This is a genomic window from Streptomyces sp. NPDC034103 (genome assembly GCF_055575395.1).
Genome location: NZ_JBVISS010000031.1, coordinates 1 through 20538, shown reverse-complemented (window position 1 = coordinate 20538; position 20538 = coordinate 1). Strand labels below are relative to the sequence as shown.

At 66.6% G+C, this 20538-nt stretch carries 23 protein-coding genes, 1 tRNA gene and 4 pseudogenes; 12 read left to right on the top strand and 16 right to left on the bottom strand.

Features of this window, described 5'->3' with window-relative positions; genetic code table 11:
• Window positions 1-233: 233 nt before the first annotated feature.
• Window positions 234-530 carry a hypothetical protein gene (locus tag ACZ56U_RS39605; protein ID WP_469088795.1) on the bottom strand — a complete coding sequence of 99 codons (297 nt, stop codon included), beginning with the start codon at window positions 528-530 and terminating at the stop codon, window positions 234-236.
• A 278-nt stretch (window positions 531-808) separates the two neighbouring features.
• On the opposite strand from ACZ56U_RS39605, the gene mscL reads away from it, so the two are divergent.
• The 4 genes and pseudogenes from mscL to ACZ56U_RS39585 all read left to right on the top strand — a co-directional run bounded on the left by mscL (window position 809) and on the right by ACZ56U_RS39585 (window position 3979).
• Window positions 809-1252, top strand: coding sequence for a large conductance mechanosensitive channel protein MscL (mscL, locus tag ACZ56U_RS39600; RefSeq protein WP_469088794.1), 444 nt, complete (start codon window positions 809-811; stop codon window positions 1250-1252).
• 1213 nt (window positions 1253-2465) lie between these two features.
• A complete protein-coding gene (locus ACZ56U_RS39595; protein WP_469088793.1) occupies window positions 2466-2870 on the top strand; it encodes a hypothetical protein in 405 nt (134 codons plus the stop codon).
• Window positions 2827-3426: a hypothetical protein gene (locus ACZ56U_RS39590; protein WP_469088792.1), complete on the top strand. Its 600-nt coding sequence runs from the start codon at window positions 2827-2829 to the stop codon at window positions 3424-3426. Before ACZ56U_RS39595 ends, ACZ56U_RS39590 begins: the two co-directional genes overlap by 44 nt.
• A 111-nt stretch (window positions 3427-3537) precedes the next feature.
• Window positions 3538-3979 (top strand): annotated as a pseudogene (locus ACZ56U_RS39585) (helix-turn-helix domain-containing protein).
• Here the strand turns inward: ACZ56U_RS39585 and ACZ56U_RS39580 are convergent.
• Window positions 3976-4392 (bottom strand): hypothetical protein, encoded by a 417-nt coding sequence (locus ACZ56U_RS39580; RefSeq protein WP_469088791.1) that lies wholly within the window; start codon window positions 4390-4392, stop codon window positions 3976-3978. The pseudogene ACZ56U_RS39585 and the gene ACZ56U_RS39580 overlap by 4 nt on opposite strands.
• Window positions 4393-4603: 211 nt before the next feature.
• Between ACZ56U_RS39580 and ACZ56U_RS39575 the strand changes: the two genes are divergently transcribed.
• Window positions 4604-5854: an IS256 family transposase gene (locus tag ACZ56U_RS39575; protein WP_469088790.1), complete on the top strand. Its 1251-nt coding sequence runs from the start codon at window positions 4604-4606 to the stop codon at window positions 5852-5854.
• Window positions 5851-6204, top strand: coding sequence for a hypothetical protein (locus ACZ56U_RS39570; protein WP_469088789.1), 354 nt, complete (start codon window positions 5851-5853; stop codon window positions 6202-6204). Before ACZ56U_RS39575 ends, ACZ56U_RS39570 begins: the two co-directional genes overlap by 4 nt.
• 534 nt (window positions 6205-6738) lie before the next feature.
• On the opposite strand, the gene ACZ56U_RS39565 is transcribed toward ACZ56U_RS39570, so the two are convergent.
• The gene (locus ACZ56U_RS39565; protein ID WP_469088788.1) at window positions 6739-7275 is read right to left on the bottom strand and encodes a DUF4240 domain-containing protein; all 537 of its coding nucleotides are present in this window, start codon (window positions 7273-7275) and stop codon (window positions 6739-6741) included.
• Between the two features lie 244 nt (window positions 7276-7519).
• On the opposite strand from ACZ56U_RS39565, the gene ACZ56U_RS39560 reads away from it, so the two are divergent.
• A complete protein-coding gene (locus tag ACZ56U_RS39560) occupies window positions 7520-8269 on the top strand; it encodes a transposase (RefSeq protein WP_469088787.1) in 750 nt (249 codons plus the stop codon).
• 166 nt (window positions 8270-8435) lie between these two features.
• On the opposite strand, the gene ACZ56U_RS39555 is transcribed toward ACZ56U_RS39560, so the two are convergent.
• Together ACZ56U_RS39555 and ACZ56U_RS39550 are read right to left on the bottom strand one after the other, a co-directional pair.
• Window positions 8436-8876 carry an RHS repeat-associated core domain-containing protein gene (locus tag ACZ56U_RS39555; RefSeq protein WP_469088786.1) on the bottom strand — a complete coding sequence of 147 codons (441 nt, stop codon included), beginning with the start codon at window positions 8874-8876 and terminating at the stop codon, window positions 8436-8438.
• A 25-nt stretch (window positions 8877-8901) separates the two neighbouring features.
• A complete protein-coding gene (locus tag ACZ56U_RS39550; protein ID WP_469088785.1) occupies window positions 8902-9564 on the bottom strand; it encodes a hypothetical protein in 663 nt (220 codons plus the stop codon).
• 224 nt (window positions 9565-9788) lie between these two features.
• On the opposite strand from ACZ56U_RS39550, the pseudogene ACZ56U_RS39545 reads away from it, so the two are divergent.
• The 3 genes and pseudogenes from ACZ56U_RS39545 to ACZ56U_RS39535 all read left to right on the top strand — a co-directional run.
• Window positions 9789-9887: pseudogene (locus tag ACZ56U_RS39545) on the top strand (DUF4240 domain-containing protein); the annotation flags it as partial.
• Window positions 9888-10098: 211 nt separating this feature from the next.
• Window positions 10099-10803: a hypothetical protein gene (locus ACZ56U_RS39540; RefSeq protein WP_469088796.1), complete on the top strand. Its 705-nt coding sequence runs from the start codon at window positions 10099-10101 to the stop codon at window positions 10801-10803.
• A gap of 59 nt (window positions 10804-10862) precedes the next feature.
• On the top strand, window positions 10863-11096 hold the full coding sequence (locus tag ACZ56U_RS39535) for a DUF6207 family protein (RefSeq protein WP_469088784.1): 234 nt from the start codon (window positions 10863-10865) through the stop codon (window positions 11094-11096).
• Between the two features lie 66 nt (window positions 11097-11162).
• On the opposite strand, the gene ACZ56U_RS39530 is transcribed toward ACZ56U_RS39535, so the two are convergent.
• Both ACZ56U_RS39530 and ACZ56U_RS39525 read right to left on the bottom strand, forming a co-directional pair.
• Complete coding sequence (locus ACZ56U_RS39530) at window positions 11163-11504, bottom strand: STAS domain-containing protein (protein WP_469088783.1); 342 nt, start codon at window positions 11502-11504, stop codon at window positions 11163-11165.
• Window positions 11505-11861: 357 nt separating this feature from the next.
• Window positions 11862-12059 (bottom strand): hypothetical protein, encoded by a 198-nt coding sequence (locus ACZ56U_RS39525; protein WP_469088782.1) that lies wholly within the window; start codon window positions 12057-12059, stop codon window positions 11862-11864.
• Window positions 12060-12265: 206 nt separating this feature from the next.
• Here ACZ56U_RS39525 and ACZ56U_RS39520 point away from each other — a divergent pair, with 206 nt between their 5' ends.
• On the top strand, window positions 12266-13096 hold the full coding sequence (locus tag ACZ56U_RS39520; protein WP_469088781.1) for a hypothetical protein: 831 nt from the start codon (window positions 12266-12268) through the stop codon (window positions 13094-13096).
• Here ACZ56U_RS39520 and ACZ56U_RS39515 read toward each other — a convergent pair.
• The 7 genes and pseudogenes from ACZ56U_RS39515 to ACZ56U_RS39485 form a co-directional block, all read right to left on the bottom strand.
• Window positions 13065-13469 (bottom strand): hypothetical protein, encoded by a 405-nt coding sequence (locus tag ACZ56U_RS39515; protein ID WP_469088780.1) that lies wholly within the window; start codon window positions 13467-13469, stop codon window positions 13065-13067. The two genes, ACZ56U_RS39520 and ACZ56U_RS39515, sit on opposite strands and share 32 nt — an antisense overlap.
• Window positions 13470-13634: 165 nt before the next feature.
• Window positions 13635-16157: a tyrosine-type recombinase/integrase gene (locus tag ACZ56U_RS39510; RefSeq protein ID WP_469088779.1), complete on the bottom strand. Its 2523-nt coding sequence runs from the start codon at window positions 16155-16157 to the stop codon at window positions 13635-13637.
• Complete coding sequence (locus tag ACZ56U_RS39505; protein ID WP_469088778.1) at window positions 16154-17305, bottom strand: tyrosine-type recombinase/integrase; 1152 nt, start codon at window positions 17303-17305, stop codon at window positions 16154-16156. The genes ACZ56U_RS39510 and ACZ56U_RS39505 overlap by 4 nt, the downstream gene beginning before the upstream one ends.
• A gap of 94 nt (window positions 17306-17399) precedes the next feature.
• Complete coding sequence (locus tag ACZ56U_RS39500; RefSeq protein ID WP_469088777.1) at window positions 17400-17843, bottom strand: hypothetical protein; 444 nt, start codon at window positions 17841-17843, stop codon at window positions 17400-17402.
• Window positions 17844-17953: 110 nt separating this feature from the next.
• A pseudogene (locus ACZ56U_RS39495) lies at window positions 17954-18250 on the bottom strand (Scr1 family TA system antitoxin-like transcriptional regulator); the annotation flags it as partial.
• Window positions 18217-18591 carry a hypothetical protein gene (locus tag ACZ56U_RS39490; RefSeq protein ID WP_469088776.1) on the bottom strand — a complete coding sequence of 125 codons (375 nt, stop codon included), beginning with the start codon at window positions 18589-18591 and terminating at the stop codon, window positions 18217-18219. The pseudogene ACZ56U_RS39495 and the gene ACZ56U_RS39490, both read right to left, overlap by 34 nt.
• Window positions 18592-18901: 310 nt before the next feature.
• A tRNA-Met gene (locus ACZ56U_RS39485) sits at window positions 18902-18975 on the bottom strand.
• 174 nt (window positions 18976-19149) lie between these two features.
• Between ACZ56U_RS39485 and ACZ56U_RS39480 the strand changes: the two genes are divergently transcribed.
• Window positions 19150-19977, top strand: a complete 828-nt coding sequence (locus tag ACZ56U_RS39480; protein ID WP_469088775.1) for a hypothetical protein — start codon at window positions 19150-19152, stop codon at window positions 19975-19977.
• 84 nt (window positions 19978-20061) lie between these two features.
• Here the strand turns inward: ACZ56U_RS39480 and ACZ56U_RS39475 are convergent, their stop codons facing one another.
• Window positions 20062-20211 (bottom strand): hypothetical protein, encoded by a 150-nt coding sequence (locus ACZ56U_RS39475; protein WP_469088774.1) that lies wholly within the window; start codon window positions 20209-20211, stop codon window positions 20062-20064.
• A gap of 235 nt (window positions 20212-20446) precedes the next feature.
• Window positions 20447-20538: pseudogene (locus ACZ56U_RS39470) on the bottom strand (IS5/IS1182 family transposase); the annotation flags it as partial.

Below are 20538 nucleotides of genomic sequence, written 5' to 3'. Positions count from 1 at the left end.
TCCTCGTAATAGAGCTCGATGCTGGTCGAGCCCTCGGTGCCGACGGTGATGGTTCCCACGGTGTGCCTTCCCGCCCGTCCGCCGTGTGCGAACCGGGCATGGCACCAACCTAGGAATCAAGCAGGTCGGACCGCGTCCGTCGGACTACGTCATCGACGTACGTCATGGTGCTGCGCCTTCCGCGTACGTCATGACGCTGTACTCTCTCAGTTCGTCAGTCCCCCGTCCCCCCGTCAGGATCCGGCCGTGGTCGACCGGCTGACCTCGACCGAACTGCACGTCGCCCAGCTCGCCGCGCACGCGCCCGCGGCACGCAGCTCCTGCCGCGCCCGCTCCGCCCATGCCGACGCGCCGAGGGCATCGAAGATCTCGCGTGCGCGTCTTGTCGTCCAAGTCGCGGGCTTCTTCGTGCCGTCCCAACGCCCACAGCCGGATGGCAAGGTTGCGGGCGCGGCCTCGTCGTAGGCGCGGGCCAGGCAATGGGCGGCGTACAGGGTGGCGTAGCGGTCGGGGCCCAGCTGCTGCAGCAACTGGACTTCCTGACGGACGCATGACGGCTGTGTCTGAGAGAGCAGCCCCCTTACCCGCATCCCGGCCTGCATTGGAGGACGGTATGCGAGCCAAGGCCTGTTTCGGGGACAGCTCAGGCTGAGCGACCAGTCGCGATGGCGTGCTTGACCTACAGCACCGCGCCGCGTGCCGGAGTCGGCATGGGTGAAGGGCGGCAGGGCATCCGAGGTCAAGTGGGTGGGCTGCCCGCGCTTTCGGTGCCGCCCGTCGACGTCAAGAGTCTCTGAGGAGTGAGAAGGTGAAGGGCTTCCGCAGCTTCATCCTGCGCGGCAACGTGGTCGACCTGGCCGTCGGCATCGTCATCGGGGCAGCGTTCACCGCCGTGGTGAACGGCTTCGTCAGGGCCTTCCTGACACCACTTGTCGGGCTGGCCACCGGAGCCACCGGCGATATGAGCCGCAAGACCTTCACCGTCGGCGCCATCGAGTTTCCCTACGGCGCCTTCGTCAACGCGGCGATCAGCTTCCTCCTCCTCGCCAGCGCCCTGTACTTCCTGGTCGTGCTCCCGATCAACAAGCTCCACGAACGCCTCGCCCCGCACCAAGACGTTCAAGCCCCGAAACGGGACTGTCCCGAATGCCTCAGCCCTGTCCCCGCCCAGGCCCGACGCTGCGCCTCCTGCACTGTCACCCTGCCCGCCGTACCCGCTCAGACCGGAGAGACGACCCAGCGCGCCGGGTGACCTGACCTCCATGGCTCGGTTTGGGTTGCGGGCACGTCCAACTGCCTGGCTTCACGACCGACGCTCAGCGGACGCGCTCAGATCTTGAGCCTCGGGCAGTGGTTGAGTGTTACGTCCGGACGCACCCGGCCTCGATGAGGGTGAAGACGGCGGTCTTCCGGATTCTGTGTCCACCGGGAACCGGTAGGCAAGGGCTGCACCGCGGCGATCGAGCTCGCCGACACCCCCGGCGCACACTCCGCCGGCCCCCTTGTTTGAAGACACCGGGGAGATGGTGCACAGCGCAGAGCCAGCCCGAGAGACCTTCCGGAGCTCCACAGCGCGTTGTACTGCGAGGCGCTGTTGCACCAGCGCTGCGAGTGCCTGTTCGGCCATCTGGACACCCATGGTGGTGCCGGCCTCCGAGAGCCGCAGGAGGTCTGACAGTGCCGGCCGCATTCGAGGGCGGGTTCATCTTCAGGACGAAGTTGTCGCCTGCGCCCCAGTCCCAGTAGTCCAGCTCGATCTCGTGCCCGGCGTCCAGCAGCTGCCAGCCGACTCACTCCGCCCGCGCACGATCCGCCCCCGCGTGGCAGGAACCAACGCCGATCCGACGAACCGTCAGACGCCCCCGCACCCGTACCCATCGCGCCCCTGCCCCCACACCATGCTGGATAGACCAGCGCGGGCCCGGTCTGCCACCCTGACCCGGTCTTCCCCTGGACGGCTTGAGGCCCTACATCTCCGTAGAGGCCAAGCATCGCGACCATGCGTGTGAGGCGTGCACCCCGTTGCTCAGTACGGTGGGCACGCACCGCAGCCACGAAGCGTTTGAAGGGCGGTCGCCTACGCGGCGAGAGGAGAGGCGGGTCGGTCAGTGGGCGGCCGAATCGTCGGTAGCGGTCAGGTGTCGTTCCGGAGCAATGAGGGGGAACGGGAGGTTGGTGTTCTGCGCAGCTGTTGGCTTCCACGCACAGGCCGGGCCTGTCGTCGCGGGCTTTGATGGTGGTCGTGCGTCCCGTCGAGGAGCCGGCGTCGCTCTGGCTGTAGTGCCTGAGGGACGTGACCCTGCCAAGTGCGTCGAAGTAGGTACGCGTTCGCGGTGTCGTCGAACCTGCGGGGTCGACGTATGTACTGCTCGGGCTGTGGGTGGTGTACGTGCCGTACTTGTATTCACCACTCTGGTACACCGACGCACGGACCTGACGCTCCATGCCGTCGTAAGCAGTTCAAGGTGCCGCTTGAGTACACCAAGTACAAGCACGTCCGGTACTGCGGCGGCTACCCCCGTTCCTCCTGGAAGACGATCGAGCCGAACCGCTACCGGATTCCCGCCGACGGCGCCGTCTCGAAGATCGGCAAGTATGTGTCCAAGAAGGACGGAGGGATGAACTACGCCGATGCGCCCAAGAGCCGTCGGGGGATCGTGCCCCGAGGCACCTTCTGGGAGCTGAACTTCACCAAGAGCATCAAGTGGTCCAGCGCCCGTACAGTGTGGGGTGTCACGCTCGGCGCGTCGACACAATACGACCGTCAGCACGCACAGCGGATCACCGTCGGCACCAAGCAAGCCGAGCACACCATCTGGGGGAAGAATGACCGCCTCGACGGCAAGCCTGGCGTCTTCTTCTCCTACTAGAAGACGCAGCGCTCTCCTCACCTGCCTCCTGGCGGCCGCGCTCACAGCCGGGTGCACCACCGACTCAGGCAAGAGCAGCACGCAGGGCCATGCTCTCGACGGCGGAATGCAGTCGACCGGCCGGGCCGGCACCGAACACGCCCAGATGGGCGAGGTGTTCTGGGCGGCGTTGCCCCTACCGACGAACACCTCGAACGACCCGGTGACGATCAGCAAGGCCCGCTTCACGTCCGTCCCGAAGGGCCTGAGGGTCAGCGAGTACCGCGTCCTCGACATCAACGAGGTAGGCGGGGTCATCTTCCTGGCCTACGAAGGCGGCAAGTACGGCACGAGAGATCCTGAGAGGTTTAGGAACTACGCCGACAAACCCATCCGCCTCAAAGGCAAGAAGAGCAGCGACTACTACTACGCGGCCAAGGTCAAGGTGACGGGCAAGGTCCAAGGGGACCTCGAAGGCTGCCGGTACTGGTACGAACAGAACGAGGATCACTACTGGCAAGAAGTTCCCTGCCAGACCACGATCCAGCTGGGTGCACCCCTCGCGGAAGACAACTGAAAACGCGCGCGCCCTCATGTCAAGGTGAGGGCGCGCGCTGCGTATGAGAGCTCTGCAGGTCCCCTAGAGGTTGTCCCGTAGCCGTTGGGGCGGTTGGTGTGTTGGCTGGGCATGGGTGGGGTCATTTCAGCAGACGATCCGAAGTGGATCGAGCCGTTCTCGGGACTGACGGAAGTGCAGTTCGCCAGGCTGGTGGGGTGGGTACGGCGTCGTGGTGGTGACGTTCAGCGTGGCCGGCCCTGGCGGCTGCCGCTGCAGGACCGGGTGTTGCTGGTGGCGACGTACTGGCGGACGAACCTCACGTTGCGGCAGGTGGCGCCGTATCCCGCATCGAAAACGAAGAGGCCAGACGCACCTCAGTCCGCAACAACGCCGTCCACCGCCGGGCGCGAGCAAGAGCCGCACACGCCTTGTGCCAGCTGAAGAACTGGAAGATCCTTCGGGACTGCCGACTCAAGGGAAACGGCGTTCACCAAACATGCTTGGCATCGCCCGGCTTCACAACCTGGCACACACACCAGATAACTCAGACCCCATACGGGACAACCTCTAGCGTGCACCATTTTGGCGGTTTCCAGCGTCCAGTTCCATCTGGAGCTTGATCAGCAGAGTTGAATCCACATCGAAGTCGTAGGCATCGAGACCGATTACATCAAGATCACGCCGCAGAAACGTGGTGACGAGATTGCGCCACTTGTATAGGTCTGCCGGGATGGGGCCACTGTCTGCTGCCCACCTGGTGCAGCACTCTCGTAGCCCCAAGATTGCTCCCCGGGTGGTGGCATCAGCGCAAAGGCCGCCAGCAGAGTAGATCCATTCGTTCAGCTGCTGCGCCACGCTCTCGCCCGCCTGGGGAGTGACAGTGGCGGTATGCGAAAGGGGGGCAAGGGCGCGATGCACCTCCGGATACGTAGCCATTCTGGTTTTGTAAAGCTCAAGCGCCCAGGCCGCTTTGATGTCTATCAACAGCTTCCTGCGCTCTCTGCGGGCCTGCGCTAGCGTGAGAAACGCGCCGACGCCCGCCACCAACAGCGCCGGATATCGTTGCCGAAAAGAGCAATGCTCAAGACCTGTGGATCGGTCCCGGGGGGAACGCGGAGGGCGTACCTTCCCGAATGATCCTGTGATGGTCACCGAGTAGGCCCGCGTTCGCAGCGCGGGTCGGGAAGGCACGCCCGTGCTCAGCGTAGTCACCGACGACGGCTCAACCCAGACCGGCTCCCTGATCGACGAGATCGTGCGCGAAGGCGCCCGCCGGATGCTGGCCGCCGCACTGGAAGCGGAAGTCAATCAGTACATAGCCGAGTTGGCGGCCGAGACCGACGAGGCCGGCCGACGTCTCGTGGTCCGCAACGGCCACCACCGACCCCGGACCGTGGTCACCGCGGCCGGACCGGTGGAGGTCAGGGCCCCGCGGGTGAACGACCGGCGCATCGACGAGGCCACAGGCGAGCGCAGGCGGTTCTCCTCGAAGATCCTTCCTCCGTGGTGCCGCAAGTCTCCGAAGATCTCCGAGGTACTGCCGCTGCTCTACCTGCACGGCCTGTCCTCCGGTGACTTCGTCCCGGCGCTGGAGCAGTTCCTCGGCGGAGCGGCAGGCCTGTCTGCGGCGACCGTGACCCGGCTGACCAGGCAGTGGCAGGACGACCACGCCGCCTTCCAGCGGCGCGACCTGTCCGACCGTGACTACGTCTACGTGTGGGCTGACGGGTTGCATCCGAAGGTCCGGCTCGGTCAGGCACACTCCTGCGTCCTGGTCCTGCTCGGGGTCCGCCTCGACGGCACGAAGGAGCTGATCGCTCTGGCCGAGGGCCTGCGCGAGTCCACCGAGTCGTGGGCCGACCTGCTGCGCGACTGTCGCCGCCGGGGCATGCGCGATCCGGAGCTGGTCGTCGGCGATGGAGCGATGGGCTTGTGGAAGGCCTTGGTCGAGGTCTTCCCGGCAGCCCGGCACCAAAGGTGCTGGGTCCACAAGGCCCGCAATGTCACGAACTGCCTGCCGAAGTCCGCGCAGCCCGGCGCGACGAAGGCGATGCGGGAGATCTACAACGCCGAGGACCGCACGCACGCCGACAAGGCGATCGAGGCGTTCGCGAAGACCTACGGCGCCAAGTGGCCCAAAGCCGTCGCGAAGATCACCGACGATGCCGAGGAACTGCTGGCGTTCTACGACTTCCCGGCCGAGCACTGGATCCACCTGCGGACCACGAACCCCATCGAGTCAACGTTCTCCACGGTCAAGCTGCGGACCAAGGTCACCCGTGGGGCTGGCAGTCCAGCCGCCGCCCTGGCGATGGTGTTCAAGCTCGTCGAGTCCGCCCAGACACGCTGGCGCGCGATTACCGGCGCCCATCTGGTCCCCCTGGTCCGCACCGGCGCCCGGTTCGAGAACGGCATCCTGGTCGAGCGACAGGAGCAGGCCGCGTGAACACAGCGAAGGACTACGGGGACTGCCAGATCTACCTACGAGGCGGCAATCGCGAGTCCGTGACTGCGCTCGTCGCGGCGGCTCTCGGCGCCTCCGCCGACGATCACTACACGATCCGATCAGGTCGGATGGTCTTCGAGATCCGGGACAACCCGGACGACGGGCTGGCCGCCGACTTCATCGGGTGGCCGTTCACGATCGAGGCGGAAGCCGACGACCCCGACCCCGTCCTCGTCGAAGCGGTGGCACACGTGCTCACAGCATTCTGGAATCGCGGCCTCGACGCCGTTGCCGCCTGCGACTTCGAGGACGAGCTCCCGGACCTCGGCGGACTCCCGCGCTATCGCTGAACCACGCCGAATCCACAGGTCTTGACGATTCCTCTTGCCGAAACGACCTGCGTCACTTCTTAACCCCTCCCCAGATCGTCGTCGCTAACGCCGCTACTGTTGATGACCCCACCTCTGGGAGTCAGCGACAGCGCTCGCCATAGTCGGCATACCCAGTTGCACCGCTACTGCCTGGCTGTTGTCGAGCCTGTCGAGTTGAGCGAGTTTGTCTTCGGTGCCAGTCAGGCTGGCTCGGAGCCCTTCGACCTCTCCGAGCCAGCCTTCGCGCTCAGCCTCAGCGATGCGGGCGACGAGGTTGTCGCGGATCTCGGGACTGTCAAACGAGTGGTGTAACCGGGTAGTTGAGGGTTACTGACGGGCCGCCGACAGGCGGCCGTCGAAGGTGATGTCGAAAGCGTCCAGGGCGGTCTTCCAGCGGGCCTGCCCCTTGCCGGGATCGTGTCCCTCGTCGTGAGGTGCGGTCGCGCGGGGCGAGCAAGCCAGCGACGCTAGAGGGCTGCGCCTCTGCCCGTGAGAGGCGCAGCACCTTGGACTTTACTCCAGATAGAGAGCGGCCAAGCGTGGCAGGCGGCGAGTCATCTCAGCTCGGTCGTCGAAATCGAAGTCCCAGGCGGGGTCCAGTTGCGGGTATCGAATCGTGAAGGCGTCAGCGGGGAGTTGCTCGCCAGTAGCCGTGATGTGTGCGTTCCAGGCGATGCTGAGGACGTCTTCACCGTCCAGGTCCGTGCCGTCGGCGGCCGAGGCTTGCACGATGGGCAGTCCGGCGAGCACATCAGGATCGGCAACTATGCACTCGAAGGCCCCACGCCCCTGTGCGATCAGCCAACCGCGGAAGTAGTCGAAGCCATCGTCGGAGCAGCCGCCGTTGATGACGTAGGCAGCGGCCCACAACGGGTTCGTGTAGGACTCAGCCATCAGGTCCCACAACACCTGCTGAGCGGCGACGATCTCCTCGGCCGGGCGGGAGACAAGCAGGGAAGTTGCCTCACGAGCGACCGTTTCGCTCTCATCCGGGTCGAGCGCCTGGCTGCGTGCTGCCGCAATAAGTTGCCAGAACTGCATTTTGTTCATGGTGGCAGAGCATGCCACCCACCACTGACAGCACACCGGCCCCCGGCTCAGCGGGTGTCACGCTGCCGCCGGGCCGAAGGTTGGGAATGCGGTGTTCTCGTCGAACTGCTTGCGGTGCTGGAGGCAGTGAGCGTTTTCAGAGTGGCCACCCGTCGGGTGACGGGGTGGCCTCCCGCAACACACGAGGCCCCTGTGCCGTTGAGAGAGGTGTTGGACGTCTCAACTCATCAGCGCAGGAGCCTCGTTGGTTCCCTATCCTGCCGTACTCGACCTGCCTCACGCCCTGGTCGCGTGGGTAACCATGCTCATCGTCACCCGTGAGGGTGACCGTCACTGCAAGCGCCCGCCTCACCAGCGTGCTCTCGTCGGCCTGGTCTACCTTCGCCGGCACGACACGCTTGCGCAGATCGCCGCCGGTTTCGGCATATCCGTCGGCACCGCCCACGCCTACGTCACCGCGGTCGTCGGCCATCTGTCCCGCCGGGCGCCCGGGCTGCTGCGGGTCCTGCGGGAGACGGATCCCGATCACGTCCTGCTCGACGGAACGCTCGCCGAATGCGACCGGGTCGGTGACAGCCGGGCCGACTTCTCCCAGAAGCACCGCCGCCACGGCGTGAACGTGCAGGTCGTCGCCAATCCTGCGGGCACGCTGCTGTGGATCTCGCCCGCACTGCCCGGCCGCACCCACGACCTGACCGCAGCCCGCACCCACCGCATCATCCGGATCTGCGAACGCCAAGGCGTGCCCGTCCTCGCCGACCGCGCCTACATCGGAGCCGGCTCCTGGGTGACCACGCCGATCAGACGTCTTCCGCACCAGGACCTCAACCCGACCCAACGGACGATCAACCGGGCCCTGTCAGCGGCACGAGCACCGGTCGAACGAAGCGTCGCGAGACTGAAGTCCTGGCGCGCCTTCCGCAGAGCCCGCTGCAGCCCCAACCGCATGACGGTCATCGCCGCTGCCATCCTCACCCTGGAGCGTCAACGCTGAAAACGCTCACTGCACCCTTGACAGAAGTGCCCGTCCCTCTGCACGGAGCAGAAGGACAGGCCGGGCTTCTGTGTCGCCGGACGTCAATCGATGATGGTCAGGACGATTCCGATCACTCCCAACACGATGCCGGTCCAGATGAGCGTGGCGAGCAGTGATTTCTTGGTCATTGGCATGAGTCCACTGTGCTGAGTCCGTTACCGATGAGGCCTATCCCGCCTCCGATCGCTGCCACGGATGCAGGTGTCGACAAGCCCCCTGAACCGATGGCAGACGCGATTCCCGCGCCAAGGGCGACTGCACCGCCGAGGAGTTGCAGGCCTGAACCGATACACCCCAACGACAGCGTGCCGGTCGGATCGGTGCGGTTGATGCAATCTCCGGCGGCGTACAGGTAGGGGTTGGTCTCCTGCCCCGACGGGTCCGGCTGGGTGAAGCGGCCGAGGGACGGATCGTAGTAGCGGTGACCCATTTTGTACAGGCCCGTCGGGTCAAGGTAGGCGCCGGTGTAGCGGTAGGGCTGGGGGACGGCCTCGGAGGTGATGCCGCGGGGCAGGCCCGTGGGGCCGTAGGCGTAGGTGTGCGTGCGCTTGCCCACATCGTTCACCAGGCCGAGGACGTTGCCGGTGGCGTCAGTGAGGTAGTAGTAGGACTTCCCCCCCAGTCGTCATGGAATTCAACGTGCCCGCCGGTTCGCGGATGAATCCCGTGTCGACGCCGTTGGTGGTCGTGGAGGCCAGACCGAGCGCGGCGTGGTGGAACCAGGTCGAACCCAGCTTCGTGCGCTCGGAGTTGTCCGTGCCCGCGTGGACCAGGTCGTAGCTCTTGCCGCCTGCGGTGACGGCAGAGAGTTGGCTGTGGTCCGTCCACGTCTCGTTCGTGCGGGCGGTGGTGCTCGCGCCCGCCGTCTCGTTGCCGAGCTTGTCGTAGGACCAGCCGGTGGCGGAGCCGTTCCTGCCGGTCAGTTCGCTGGCGTCGTCGTAGGTGTAGGTGGTGCCGCCGGGGCAGGCGTTCTTGCTGCCGTCCTGGCTGGTGAGGTTGCCGGCCTTGTCCCAGCAGTACAGCCACGATGCCTTGCGGGCGCCGGTGGAGTCGGCTTCCAGGGCGTAGCGCAGGCGGTCCTGGGAGTCGTAGTCGTAGGTGGTCTTGTACTTGGTGAGGTTGTCGGTGCGGATGCGGATCTTGGTGGTGTCCTTGCCCGCGGTGTTCTTGTAGCCGTAGGCCAGGTCGATCAGCGTGGTCGAACCCGAGGTGGTCTTGATGGCCTCGGGGCGGCCGTTGTCGTCGATCGTCACCGACTGCGTCGTGCCACCGGGGTAGACGGTCTTGGTGCGCTTGTCGTTGTCGTCGTAGTCGAAGTCGGTCTTCTTGCCAGCCGGGTCGGTCAGGAAGTCCAGGCGGCCGGCCTTGTCCCAGGTGTAGTCGGTCTTGCCGGTCGGGTGGGTGTAGTAGTCGACCTCACCACCCGGGGTGTAGGCCAGCGCCGTCTGCGCGCCGTTCTGCGGTCTACCGCTGGGACGTGTGGGCAGCCGCCTGCCTCATCGGCGGGGGCTGCTCAGATGACCGGTTCAGCGACTTCACGGAGGGTCTGGTGGCGCTCGGACGTGAGTGGTACGAACGGGCAGCTGCCTGCCCTGACGCCCTCGCCGAGCATGCTGCCGTGCGTATTGCACAGCAGATGCGTCAGCGTCTGCCGCGGCTGGCTGCGCTCCATCTCGGTCCCGGACCAGGCCGACACGAACACAGCGGAGGGGATGGCCCGTCCACACACCGCTCGCGTCGAAGGCATGGAATCTCGTGCGCCCCTGTCACCACTTCGCGTCGGAAGCGTGGAATCGGTGCGCACCTGGGGGAACAAGGGCCGGCGCGTGCTGGAGCGGTGGAAGACCTCGACCATGTATGCGTCTTCGCCGTCCAGCTGGTCGCTGTCCGAGGCGATGCGCGCCGTGCCGGTCGGCGATCCGACGTTGCCTGCGGGGTGGGCGGCACAGTTTGTTGCCCGGTCGATCACCTGGATCCGCAAAGCCTTGTCAGCTCCACATGCTGAACTTGGCAGAGAATCCGACGGATGGGGCAGCCAGGAAAAGCTGAACGTCACGCTGGTCGAACCCGACCTGGTGGTGGAAGTCGGCGTCGACGTCGCCCGCGACGCCTCCGGCCGGTGGCGCCACCCCGCAGCCCTGCACCGTGCCCGCCCCGACCCCTCCCCCGCCAACGTCGGCGCGCTCACCAGTTGCGCATCGGCGGGGCCGCCGCGCCCAAGCGCCGTCAGAGCGACGGTGACGTCAGGCGGGGGCCGATCCCCTGCTGCGTCCGCGCCGCCCATCCCGCCCTCCCTCATCCTCAACTCCAGCCAGGGCATGGTCGAAGGGGTCGCAACGGGGATGTCAGCGGCCGGACCATACCGTGCGCCTGTGGTGACCTGGGCGGACTTCGAGACGCTGCGGAAGCTGGCGCAACACCTACCGCAACACGTTGGCGCAACCTTTAGCGCAACAGATGCCTCAACGCCTGGGGCCTCCTCGGTCGGGTGAAGCGTGCCGCATCGCCCTTCGGTCTTGTTGACGCGTAGTGCCAGACATGAGGCAGATCAATGACGCGCTGTGGCACGGCTGGTCTGGCCGTGGTGGAGGTCGCGGCCGCCGATGGCGAGACCGCGTTCGCGGTCCAGGAGTTGCTCGCCGCCCGCTGGGGAATCGCGTCGGCGGACCGTACAACCCGCGAGCCCGGTCAACCATGCGTACGGCTGCGCTGCATCCTGGACCTGCGCCAGGAACCCGACACAGAGCACCCGGCGGAATACGAGCCCGACCCTTTGACCAACTGACCAGCCGTGAACGCGAAGGCATCGTGCGGCACAGGCTGCCGAAGCCGATGCTGACCGTTGCCCCTCTCAGTCATCGAGCAGGGTGCCCGGGAGTTCGTCGGGGAGCAGGTGGGCGAGCTCGAGGGTGGGGATCGTTTCGGTGGCGAGAACCAGCAGCCGCAGCGGCTGGGGCGCGAGGTTGGTCACTGTCGTTTTGCGGGGCGAGCCCTCTGGTGATGGCTGTTCGAAGAGCAGGTGAAGGCCGGCGACGTCCATGAAGCGGGCGTCATGCAGGTCCCAGACCAGCTCGGTCACATTCGGTGGCAGCCCGGCACCGGCAGCGCGGAGCGTGGGCAGGCTGGTGTAGTCGATCTCTCCGTGCACAGTGATGTGAGCGGCGGTGCCGTCGATCCGCAGGGTGAAGTGCATGGTGGGCGAGCCCCCTTCTAGGGGGTGAGGAGCCCATAGGCGAAGCGCCCTTGAGAGGGGCGGGACGACGATGGCAGGAGCTGGATGCCCTGGAAGGGGGCGATGCCCAGAACCCAAAGAGCGGCACCCACGGTGCCAGTCGGTCTCGTGTCCCAGCATCGTCGCATAGCTGGACCCGTGTGGCCCCGCCCGTGATCGGCAGGTACGCCGACCTGAAGGCGCTGTTCGAGGCGGTTCAGGCCCCAGCCCTGGCCGCCCGTGCGGGCGGTCCGTCATCGGACGGCCGCGGTCCTTGGACGTCCCGACCAGGACGGCCCAGCCATGCCGGTGTTCCTCAGCGGCACCCGGGCGGCTCTTTCAGCGGCGGCGCAGTTCCTCAGCCCAGGTACGGAGCCGGGCTCCGAGCGTGAGGTTGTCGCCGCGGGCCACGGTCTGCAGCAGCTGGGCGCACACGGTCGCTTCGGCGGCGAGGCCGGCCGGGCTCCCCAGGGCGGGGAAAGCATCGCGGACGCGGGCGGCGACGTCCGGCTGGAGCAGCGCGTAGGCGTAGAGCATGGCGGCGTCGAATCCCTCCGGAGCGGTGCTTATCTAGATGTGCATCCCGTTTGTGCTGGTCGCAAGGGGTGTTACGAGTGAGGGACGTTGGTGACGATGGCCCGGTAGGTGATGGGCCTCTGCGATGCTGGATCGGAGCAATCGAGAGCGGGTCGGAAGGGCGGTCGGGATTGATGTGGGAGCCCTCTGAAGCCGATCTTCAGCGGTTGCAGGCCATGTTCCAGCGGGCCGCGGATGGGTTCGGTTGCCGTGTTGCCGATGACGTTCGGGCGGCGGGCTGGCGAGGCCGGACGTTGGGCGGCAAGGTGTTCGCGGGTGGGTGCCCGAGGTGGCTTCGCCTGGTCGCGGCGCCGGTGGGGCAGGTCAGCGAGAAGCTCTGGCTCGGAAGCGAGTCCGCGCAGGTCATCGTGGGGGCGTCCCGGCCACGGTTGGAGAAGGTCAGCGACTGGGAAGACGGTGGTCTGCGGTTTCGGGCCGAGCTGTCGACCCTGATCGAGGACGATCCGATCTCGCCAACTCCCGAGGTTCGTAAGGACGTTGCTCTCGGCGAGGACTGGTGGCAGCACTTGAAGGCGTCTCTCGATGCGGTGGCGGCGACTACGACGGACCGAGTCGCGATCCGGCAGGACCTGGTGAACCGGCGCCTGGAGTGGATCAGCGGCGGACTGATCGACCCGCGAGTGGTCTCCTGGCGAGCGAGTCACGCTGATCTGCATTGGGCGAACTTGACCGCGCCGACCTGCGTTCTTCTCGACTGGGAGTCGTGGGGGCAGGCGCCGGCGGGCTGGGATTTTGCCCTCCTTCGGGCGTACTCGCTTCTGCATCCGGCAGTGGCCTATGAGGTGAGCGAACGGTTCTCCGAAGCTCTCAGCGGCCCGGGAGGGCGTCAGGTCCAGCTCTTCGCGGCGGCCGAGCTCCTGAACGTCTGCAACCGAGGTGATCACCCTGATCTTCGGGTTCCGTTGATCGACTTCGCGGCTGAATTGCTTGGTGAGCCCTTCGCGGTCATTGCGGCCCGGGTGGCGCCTGCTGCTTGATCATCCTTCTGAGACTGGTGCGAGCCCCGGCAAGGTCATCCTCCAACTCCTTCACTCGTAAGGCGAGTTGCTCCGATTCTGTTCGGGTCTGAGCCTCGGACTGTTCCAGCCTCCGAACGTGTTCCGTCAGCTCGGTGATGCGGTCGTTCAGCTGCCGATTGCTGACCTGGTCGAGTTGCTGGCCGAGGTTCTGCCGCACCGCCTCGCGCAGTCGATCGCGTTCGCCTCGGAGTGCGGTGATCTCTTCGCGTGCCAGCGCGAGGTCGGTTTTCAGGCTTGCCGAACTGGCCTGCCGGTCTCTCTGTGGCTTTCCCGGGCGTGCTGGTCTGGCGGTCGATTGCGTCCTGGACGTGCTCGCGTACTCCCTCGGCATAGACGAGCCAGGTGGATACTCCGGCCGTTCGTGCGACCGCGGCGAAGGTGATGTGATCATCGTCCGTGGCCATCTTCTGGAGGGCCGTGAGGACGCTCTGCCGTTTGCGCCGGCTGTCTGCCTGACGGGCTTCGGCCAGGACCTGAGCGGATGTCCGGGGCGCCGTCATGGGGTCTGCTTCCGGAGGACGGACAACGGCAGCAATGGCCGCGTACTCCCGGATCTGACCTGCCGAAGGACGACTGCGGCGTCCTCGACCTCCGCCCGCTCCTCCTCCGGCAGGGCGGCCAGCTCATGCCGCATGTTGGCCGCGACGCTCTGGAAGGAGGCGATCTCGGCGGTCATGTTGGCGATCACGTAGTCGGCGGCCTCCATCGCCAGGGCGGTCTCGCGATCCGCTCGCAAGCTGTTGATCTGGTCCTCGATCGCGGGCAGGTATGACGGGTCGGGCCGGTAGAAACCGCAGCCCGCGCACTGGAACCGCAGCGGGCATGCGTGCCCGCCCGCTTTGACGTTTGACGGTTCCGTGCAGCCGCCGAACGGGACGGAGACTGAGCGGTGCTCGTAGGCTTGCGGCGAGCACGGTTTCCGGGTTCCGTGCCGGTCGGTGACGAGCGCGCTGAGCTTCTTCACCGCTTCCCGCTTCCGCTTCAGGGTGACGCGGTAGTAGCCCATCGTCGTCTTTGGATCATCGTGGTCCATGAGCGATTGCAGGACGTCAGGGGGCGTGTCGGCGTCCGCGTATCGCTGGGCGAACGAGTGCCGGAACGCGTAGGGAAAGATCAGAGACCGGTCGAACGGGATGAGTTCCCCGTCCTTGCCGACGACGTCGCTGTGCAGTTCAGGAAGCGCATCGACCCAGGTGCGGATGGCCGCGCTCAGTGCCACCGAGTTCATATGGGCGACGCCGCTGTAGCGCGAGATCGCCGGAAAGAGGTAGCCGCTGCTGTGCTCCGGTGCCGCGATCCGGTCGCGGATCTGCTGCCACTTCTCGATCGCCGCAATGGTCTCCTGGCTGAGCGGGAGGCGTCGCCGCAGACGGTGGCCCTTGTGGTTGTCCCAGATCAACTCGACTTCGTCGCCGTGGTGTTCGAGGCAGTGCCGTGGCAGCGAGACGACTTCCAGCGGTCGGCGGCCGCAGTCCCGCAGCACCACGTAGAGGGTCTGGAACATCTCGTGGATCTCGTCGGGGGACAAGTCCCCGTAGGTGATCCCGGCGGAGATCGAGTCCAGCGCGGCGTCCAGCTGGTCGATGACGGGCTCGGGGATGGCCTTGCCGATCTCCTCCTCGTTGGTGTCCTCCCTCGGAATGCGGTGCGAGGAGTGCCGAGCGAAGCTGCCGGGGACGTTGTCGAGGAATCCGGCGAACCGGCCGAAGTCCAACAGTGCGAAGAAGGCGCCCAGTTCGTCGCCGCGAAAGCCGGATGTGCAGAGCTTGCCGTCTCGGCGCCGGTCGGAGGCAATCTCGTCGAAGGCCGCCTGCATGTGGGCGAAGTCCAGGTTGGCCAGTTCGCGGCCGCCGCCGGGCAGGCGGTTCATGCCCTTGCCGGCCAGGGTGACGGCCCGCAGCCAGCGTCCGAACTTGTTGCTGTCGGGCCGTTCCGCCTCGGTTCGTTTCCGCAGCAGATCCCGCAGCCAGGGCTGCGGGATCACCGACAGGTCGGCAACGCCAGCCTGTCGTCGCCGTCCGGTGCGGCTGATCGACTTCAGTCCGACGGCCCGCAGGTCCAGGCGGTCCTCGCCCCAGGGGCTGGTGCCGGAGAACTCGGAGTATCCGTGGCGGACTGACCAGGAGATCTGCCGGAAGACGGCGTGGGGGTTCAGTTGCTTGGAAAGGTGCCCGGCCAGCTGGTCGTTGCGCATCACCAGGCTGGTGTCGTGCCGGGCGATGACCGGCACGATCTGCCGCAGGGCCCGGGGGTCCAGTGGGCTCTCCATGTCGTCGCGCCGCTGGAGGCCGTAGGCGATCTCCAGCCTCAGCAGCGGTGACAGCTCGGCCAACGAGAACCGGTAGGAGGTCAGCACCGGCGCCTGCCGGGCGGCCCAGACCAGCGCGTCCGCTGTCGCCCGGACCGGCCGTCTTTCCTCGATCTTCCACTTCCGCAGGTGATAGACGCAGAGCACGGTCTTCTCGTGCATGGCCTTGCTCTGGCAGCCGCCAACCGAGCACTCATCGGGGACCGGGAAGGGCCTCATGCGGCCCAGGGCAGCCCACTGGGCGGCCTCGGGGACGCTTTCCCCGCCGGGACGTCGGCGGAGCCTGGACCAGGCGCTGTAGTGGGCCAGGCAGAGCCGTTGGCCGTGCCCGACGCGTCCGCATCGGGTTCCGTTCCGGGTGACCAGGCAGTCCTCCGGGTCGACGCCGTCGCGCAGTTTCCGTTCCGTCCAGGGGAGCCGGTCGAACTCCTCCCAGGAGACCGCAGCCGCTTTCTGGTCCCTCTCGCAAGCGTGGCAGCGGCCGCGGCGCGAGTAGATCCCGATGTCGCACTGCGGCGTCCGGCACTTCCAGATCGAGGTGCGGGGGTTGTCGGCATCGCCGGTGAACAGCCAGCAGCGTTCGTCCCACTCGCCCGGCCTCCAGTGAAGATCGACGCGTTCGCGGAGCCATCCCTGCCAGCCCGTCCAGTCGACGGCGAACGGTGACGGCCCGGCCGGCTGGACGGCCGTTGCCGTCGTGACGGCGGTCATCGCCTCGCCGCCGCAACACGCTTGACAGCTTCACGTTTCCGCTGGTCCCTGACGTGCTTGTAGGGCCTGAGCGACTGCGGAGAGAGGTGTCCCAGCAGGTCGGTGACCACATCTTCGGGGACGCCGGCCTCAAGCCATTCGGTGGCGGCGGTGTGCCGCATCATGTGCGGCCGGGCGATGATCTCGGCCCACTTGGCGAGCCGGTCGAAGAGCTGCTTGGCGTTCGGATAGCTCATGGCCCGGCCAAGCGGAGCGCGGAAGAGGTTCACGAAGACCATGTCGCATGCGGCTGCCTGGGGCACCTGTTCGCGTTCCCACTGATAGTCCCGGTAGTAGTCGATGACCTCGGACTCGACCGGGATGACCCGTCCCTTGCGGGACTTCGCGAGCGCGTTGTTGATGTTGTCTTCGCGGCGCCGAACGTGGATGTGCGGGCCGCTGTGGAAACAGTCCAGGGCCCGGGAATCGGGCAGCAGGTGCAGGTCCTCGCGGCGCAGGCCGAGGGTTTCGCCGATCCGCATGCCGGTGGCCCGCATCAGGACGATCAGGAACCGGTCGCGAGCGTTCCGCGCGAGGCTGATCATCAGCTCCACCTGCTCGACGGTGAAGTACTCGATGCCCGCTTCGTCACCCCTGAGCTTCAGCGTCCGGGCCTGGATCTCGCGGAACTGCCCGCCCTCGCCAGCGCTCTGGCCTGGTGCCATGAACCTCAGGTGCTTCGGCCGCGAGAGCGTCATCGCAAGCTCAACGGTGGTCCAACCGTGCCTGACCCCGAAACACAGGAACTCGGTCATCGTGCCCAAGACCGCATCTCCGCTGCCGTCCAGACGAAAGCGCGGACGAGCCGGGGGCCGCTTCCCTCTCGGCGGCAAAGGCTCGCTGACCAGCCAGTCCCGGAACTTCACGAGATTCACGAAGCGCGGGGACGACCAGTCGATCCCTCGCTCTTCGCACCACGTGAGGTACAGGGCGATGCGACTCGCGTACACCCGCTGAGTGTTCACCGAGCAATGCCGACCGCGAACGCTTTCCAGGTACGTCGTCGCCTCGACGTGCATCCGGTACAGCTCGTCGACCACGACGTACGCCACCGCAAGCACGGCGCCGGGGATCGTCACCTTCTCCGCATGGAACTTCACCGATGGCATAACGACCCACACGTCCCTGCGACCTATCGGATATTCACAAGGCACACGGAAGAGTGAGTACTGAACTCATGTCCCTCAGGGCCCAAACAAACATCTAGATAACTCGCCCCCACCCCTCCCAGTCGAAAAGCCTCAGCGGCGCGGTGACGTTAGCCCAGTGCAGATCGGAGTGGGCGACGCTCCAGCAGGTCACGGCCGGGGCCGGGATGCCCACGAACGCCGGGACCGCCCAGTCCATGTACTGCTGCCGTACGGCGACGCGGTCGGAGTCGGCGGCCGCCACCTTCTCCAGTGTCCCGGCGAGGTCCTCCCACCAGGAGTCCGAAAGCTGGAGGTCGCGATGGAGGACCGGGTCATCGGACAGGACCGGCTGGTCGACGCGGGCCGACAGCTCCGCCCTGTAGGCGGTGCCGCCGTCGACGGCGGCACGGACAGCCAGGAGGGCGGGTCGGCGCCCGTCAAGGTCCCCGAAGACGTGCTGTGTGTCCAGGGCGCCGTCCCACAGCTTCGCCGAAGCCTTGTCCTCCGGACAGGACACAACGACCTCTCAGGGGTGGCTTGCCGTCTCGATGTACGTCTGGTGACGTCGGTGACGAAGTCGCGGCTGCTGTCGGGGCTGAGAACCTGGGCCTGAAGGTGCTCGTGCAGCACGCGGTAATGCCGCACGTCGGAGGGCTTCTCCAGATAGAGGTCGCTGGTGAACCGCTCCAGATACACCACCGGCGCCGCCGCGGAGCTGTCAGCCAACTTCAGGAATGAGGACTGTCCGGACAGGCCCGGATGGGCGCCCACGGTGTGAGGGAGGGCCTGCACCGTGATGTGCGGCTCGGCGCCGAGAGCGTTCAGGTGCTCCAGCTGTTCCCGCATGATGTCCGGGCTGCCGACGCCGCTTCCGGCGGCCGAACACGTGATCAGTTGCCGATCACCGGCTGAAGGATCTCGGAGAACTCGCCGTTCTCGATCAGCCCGGCGATCACGTCGGTCATGCTGTCGATGCCGGGATCCCTGACGATCAGGCCGTCCGCTACCCAGAAATACCGGCCGCCGAGGCCCTCATCGGTCCCTTCCCAGAGTTTCATCAGGCGCTCGACTTCCGCGACGGTGAACACGGTTGCGGTCCAACGAGATCCATCCTCCAGAGCAACGCAGACATCGACGTTGCAGACCTTGTCCAAGTCCTCACCGTCGCTGGGCAGGAACGACGCTTCGAAACCCTCCCTACGGACCCGACACCAGGGCTCGTCCCACCCTCGCTCGATCGGCTCAGGCGATGTGCTGCGGCTCATCGCGTGAGTGTCCCCGGTTCGGGCATCGATCTCAACCGAGATCCTCTGCCCTGCTGCCGCTGCCGGCGGTCAGAGCTGGGGACGTTCGTCCCTACGCACCTGGGGAGAAAAGTTTGTCCGCCGACAGCAGGGCCAAGTCCCAGCGCGTAGGCGGTCGAGGACCCGATCGGCCACTGTGCAGTCGGCACCACATGGCGGGGGTCGGCCCGGGACAAGCCGGAATGCCGGACACGACACGTACACGCCCTGCCGCCCGCGGTACAAACGCGGCAGGGCCCGGATCCCAACGGATCCGGGCCCTGCGTCGCAGTAGCGGGGACAGGATTTGAACCTGCGACCTCTGGGTTATGAGCCCAGCGAGCTACCGAGCTGCTCCACCCCGCGTCGGTAGACCCCACCGTACGCCACCACAGCAGCCACTCGTGACCACTCTGGTACACAAGGCCACAGCCCAGCCCTCGCCAGGCCGGTCCGAGCGGCGAGACCGGGCAGGGTTCGCCTTCCACGGCACCGGTTAGTCTGCTCCCTCCAAGATCCACACCACATACGAGGTGTTCAGTGAGAACAGGCAGACCAACGGCCGCCGTTGCCGCGCTCGCGGGGGCGCTCGCCCTCTCGGTGCTCAACCCTTCGGCGGCCCAGGCCGCGGACACCGGCATCACCGTGTCGGAGATCGTCGTCAACAAGGGCAAGCCGATCGTGGTCGGGACGTCGAAGGAGGTGGAGCCCTCTCTCACCTTCAAGATCGCTCTTCCGGCCGGGTACACCACCGACGACCCGTCCCGGTACGACGCGTTTCCCTTCCTCTACCGCGGCGACATCAAGAATGCGGCCGAGACCGGCGAGAACTTCATAGGACCGGGCGGCTACACCTGCTACGAAGAAAGCTCCAAGAAGGCCAGCTGTGAAGGGTCCCTCTACATCGACCCCCACCCGAGCCAGGAGCACGTCGACTCCAACAGCGACGCCACCAAGTGGAAGATCGGCGTCTCCCTGTTCCTTTTCAAGGCCGACGGCAGCCTCAAGGCCCATGAGCGCGAGACGCGGTCCGCGACCGTTCGCCTCAAGCGCGCGGCGAAGGTCACCGTGAACGCCTCGCCGGAGCCGGTCACCAAGGGCAAGAAGATCACCGTCACCGGCAAGCTCACCCGCGCGAACTGGGCGACCAAGAAATACGGCGCCTACGGCGGCCGTACGGTCGAGCTTCAGTTCCGTGAGACGGGCACCGACGCCTTCCAGACCGTCAAGAAGGTCACCACGAGCAGGACTGGCGCCCTGAGTACCACGGTCACCGCCGCCAACGACGGCACCTGGCGCTGGGTGTACCGCGGCAACGACACGACCGGCGCCGCGACCAGCGGCGGGGACCACGTCGACGTGCGTTGACCGCCGGAAGGTACGCCTGACTCCGCGGGGTGGAGGCGAAGGCCGTCGAACCCCGGTCGGCGAAGTGGCTGGCCTGGTGGGCAGCTACGCGGGTGGTGCCGTGTCGATGACGAGTCGCATGGCTGGAGGCGGTGGGGCGAACTCGCCGAGTTCGAATGCCGCCTCTCGCCAGTGCGCGATGAGGGCGAGCAGGCGTTCGCTGTCGTGGCGGTAGCCGGGCGCCGGGATGTGCACAGGATGGTGACGGTCGCGGCGAACCGGACCGCGCGCATGGCCGCAGTCAGGTGGGCGTCGGCGTAGCACGGACGCGTACTTCACGCGGGTACCCGCAAACACGGAGACCGCGGCTGACGACGACGCGGCGGCCGTGCGGTGGATGGCACCACCCGACGCGCTGCGCAACGGCCTTGCATTCGTCCACTCCGACATTCTGCGAGACGCCAACAGCGTGCGCTAAGAGGTCCTGACAAAGGCGTTGGACGTGGCGGTGTGTGATGAGGCAGGTGGCGAGGCCGAGGAAGGCTTCGTGGATGTCGTCTCGTCTTTCCCAGCGGATCCGCA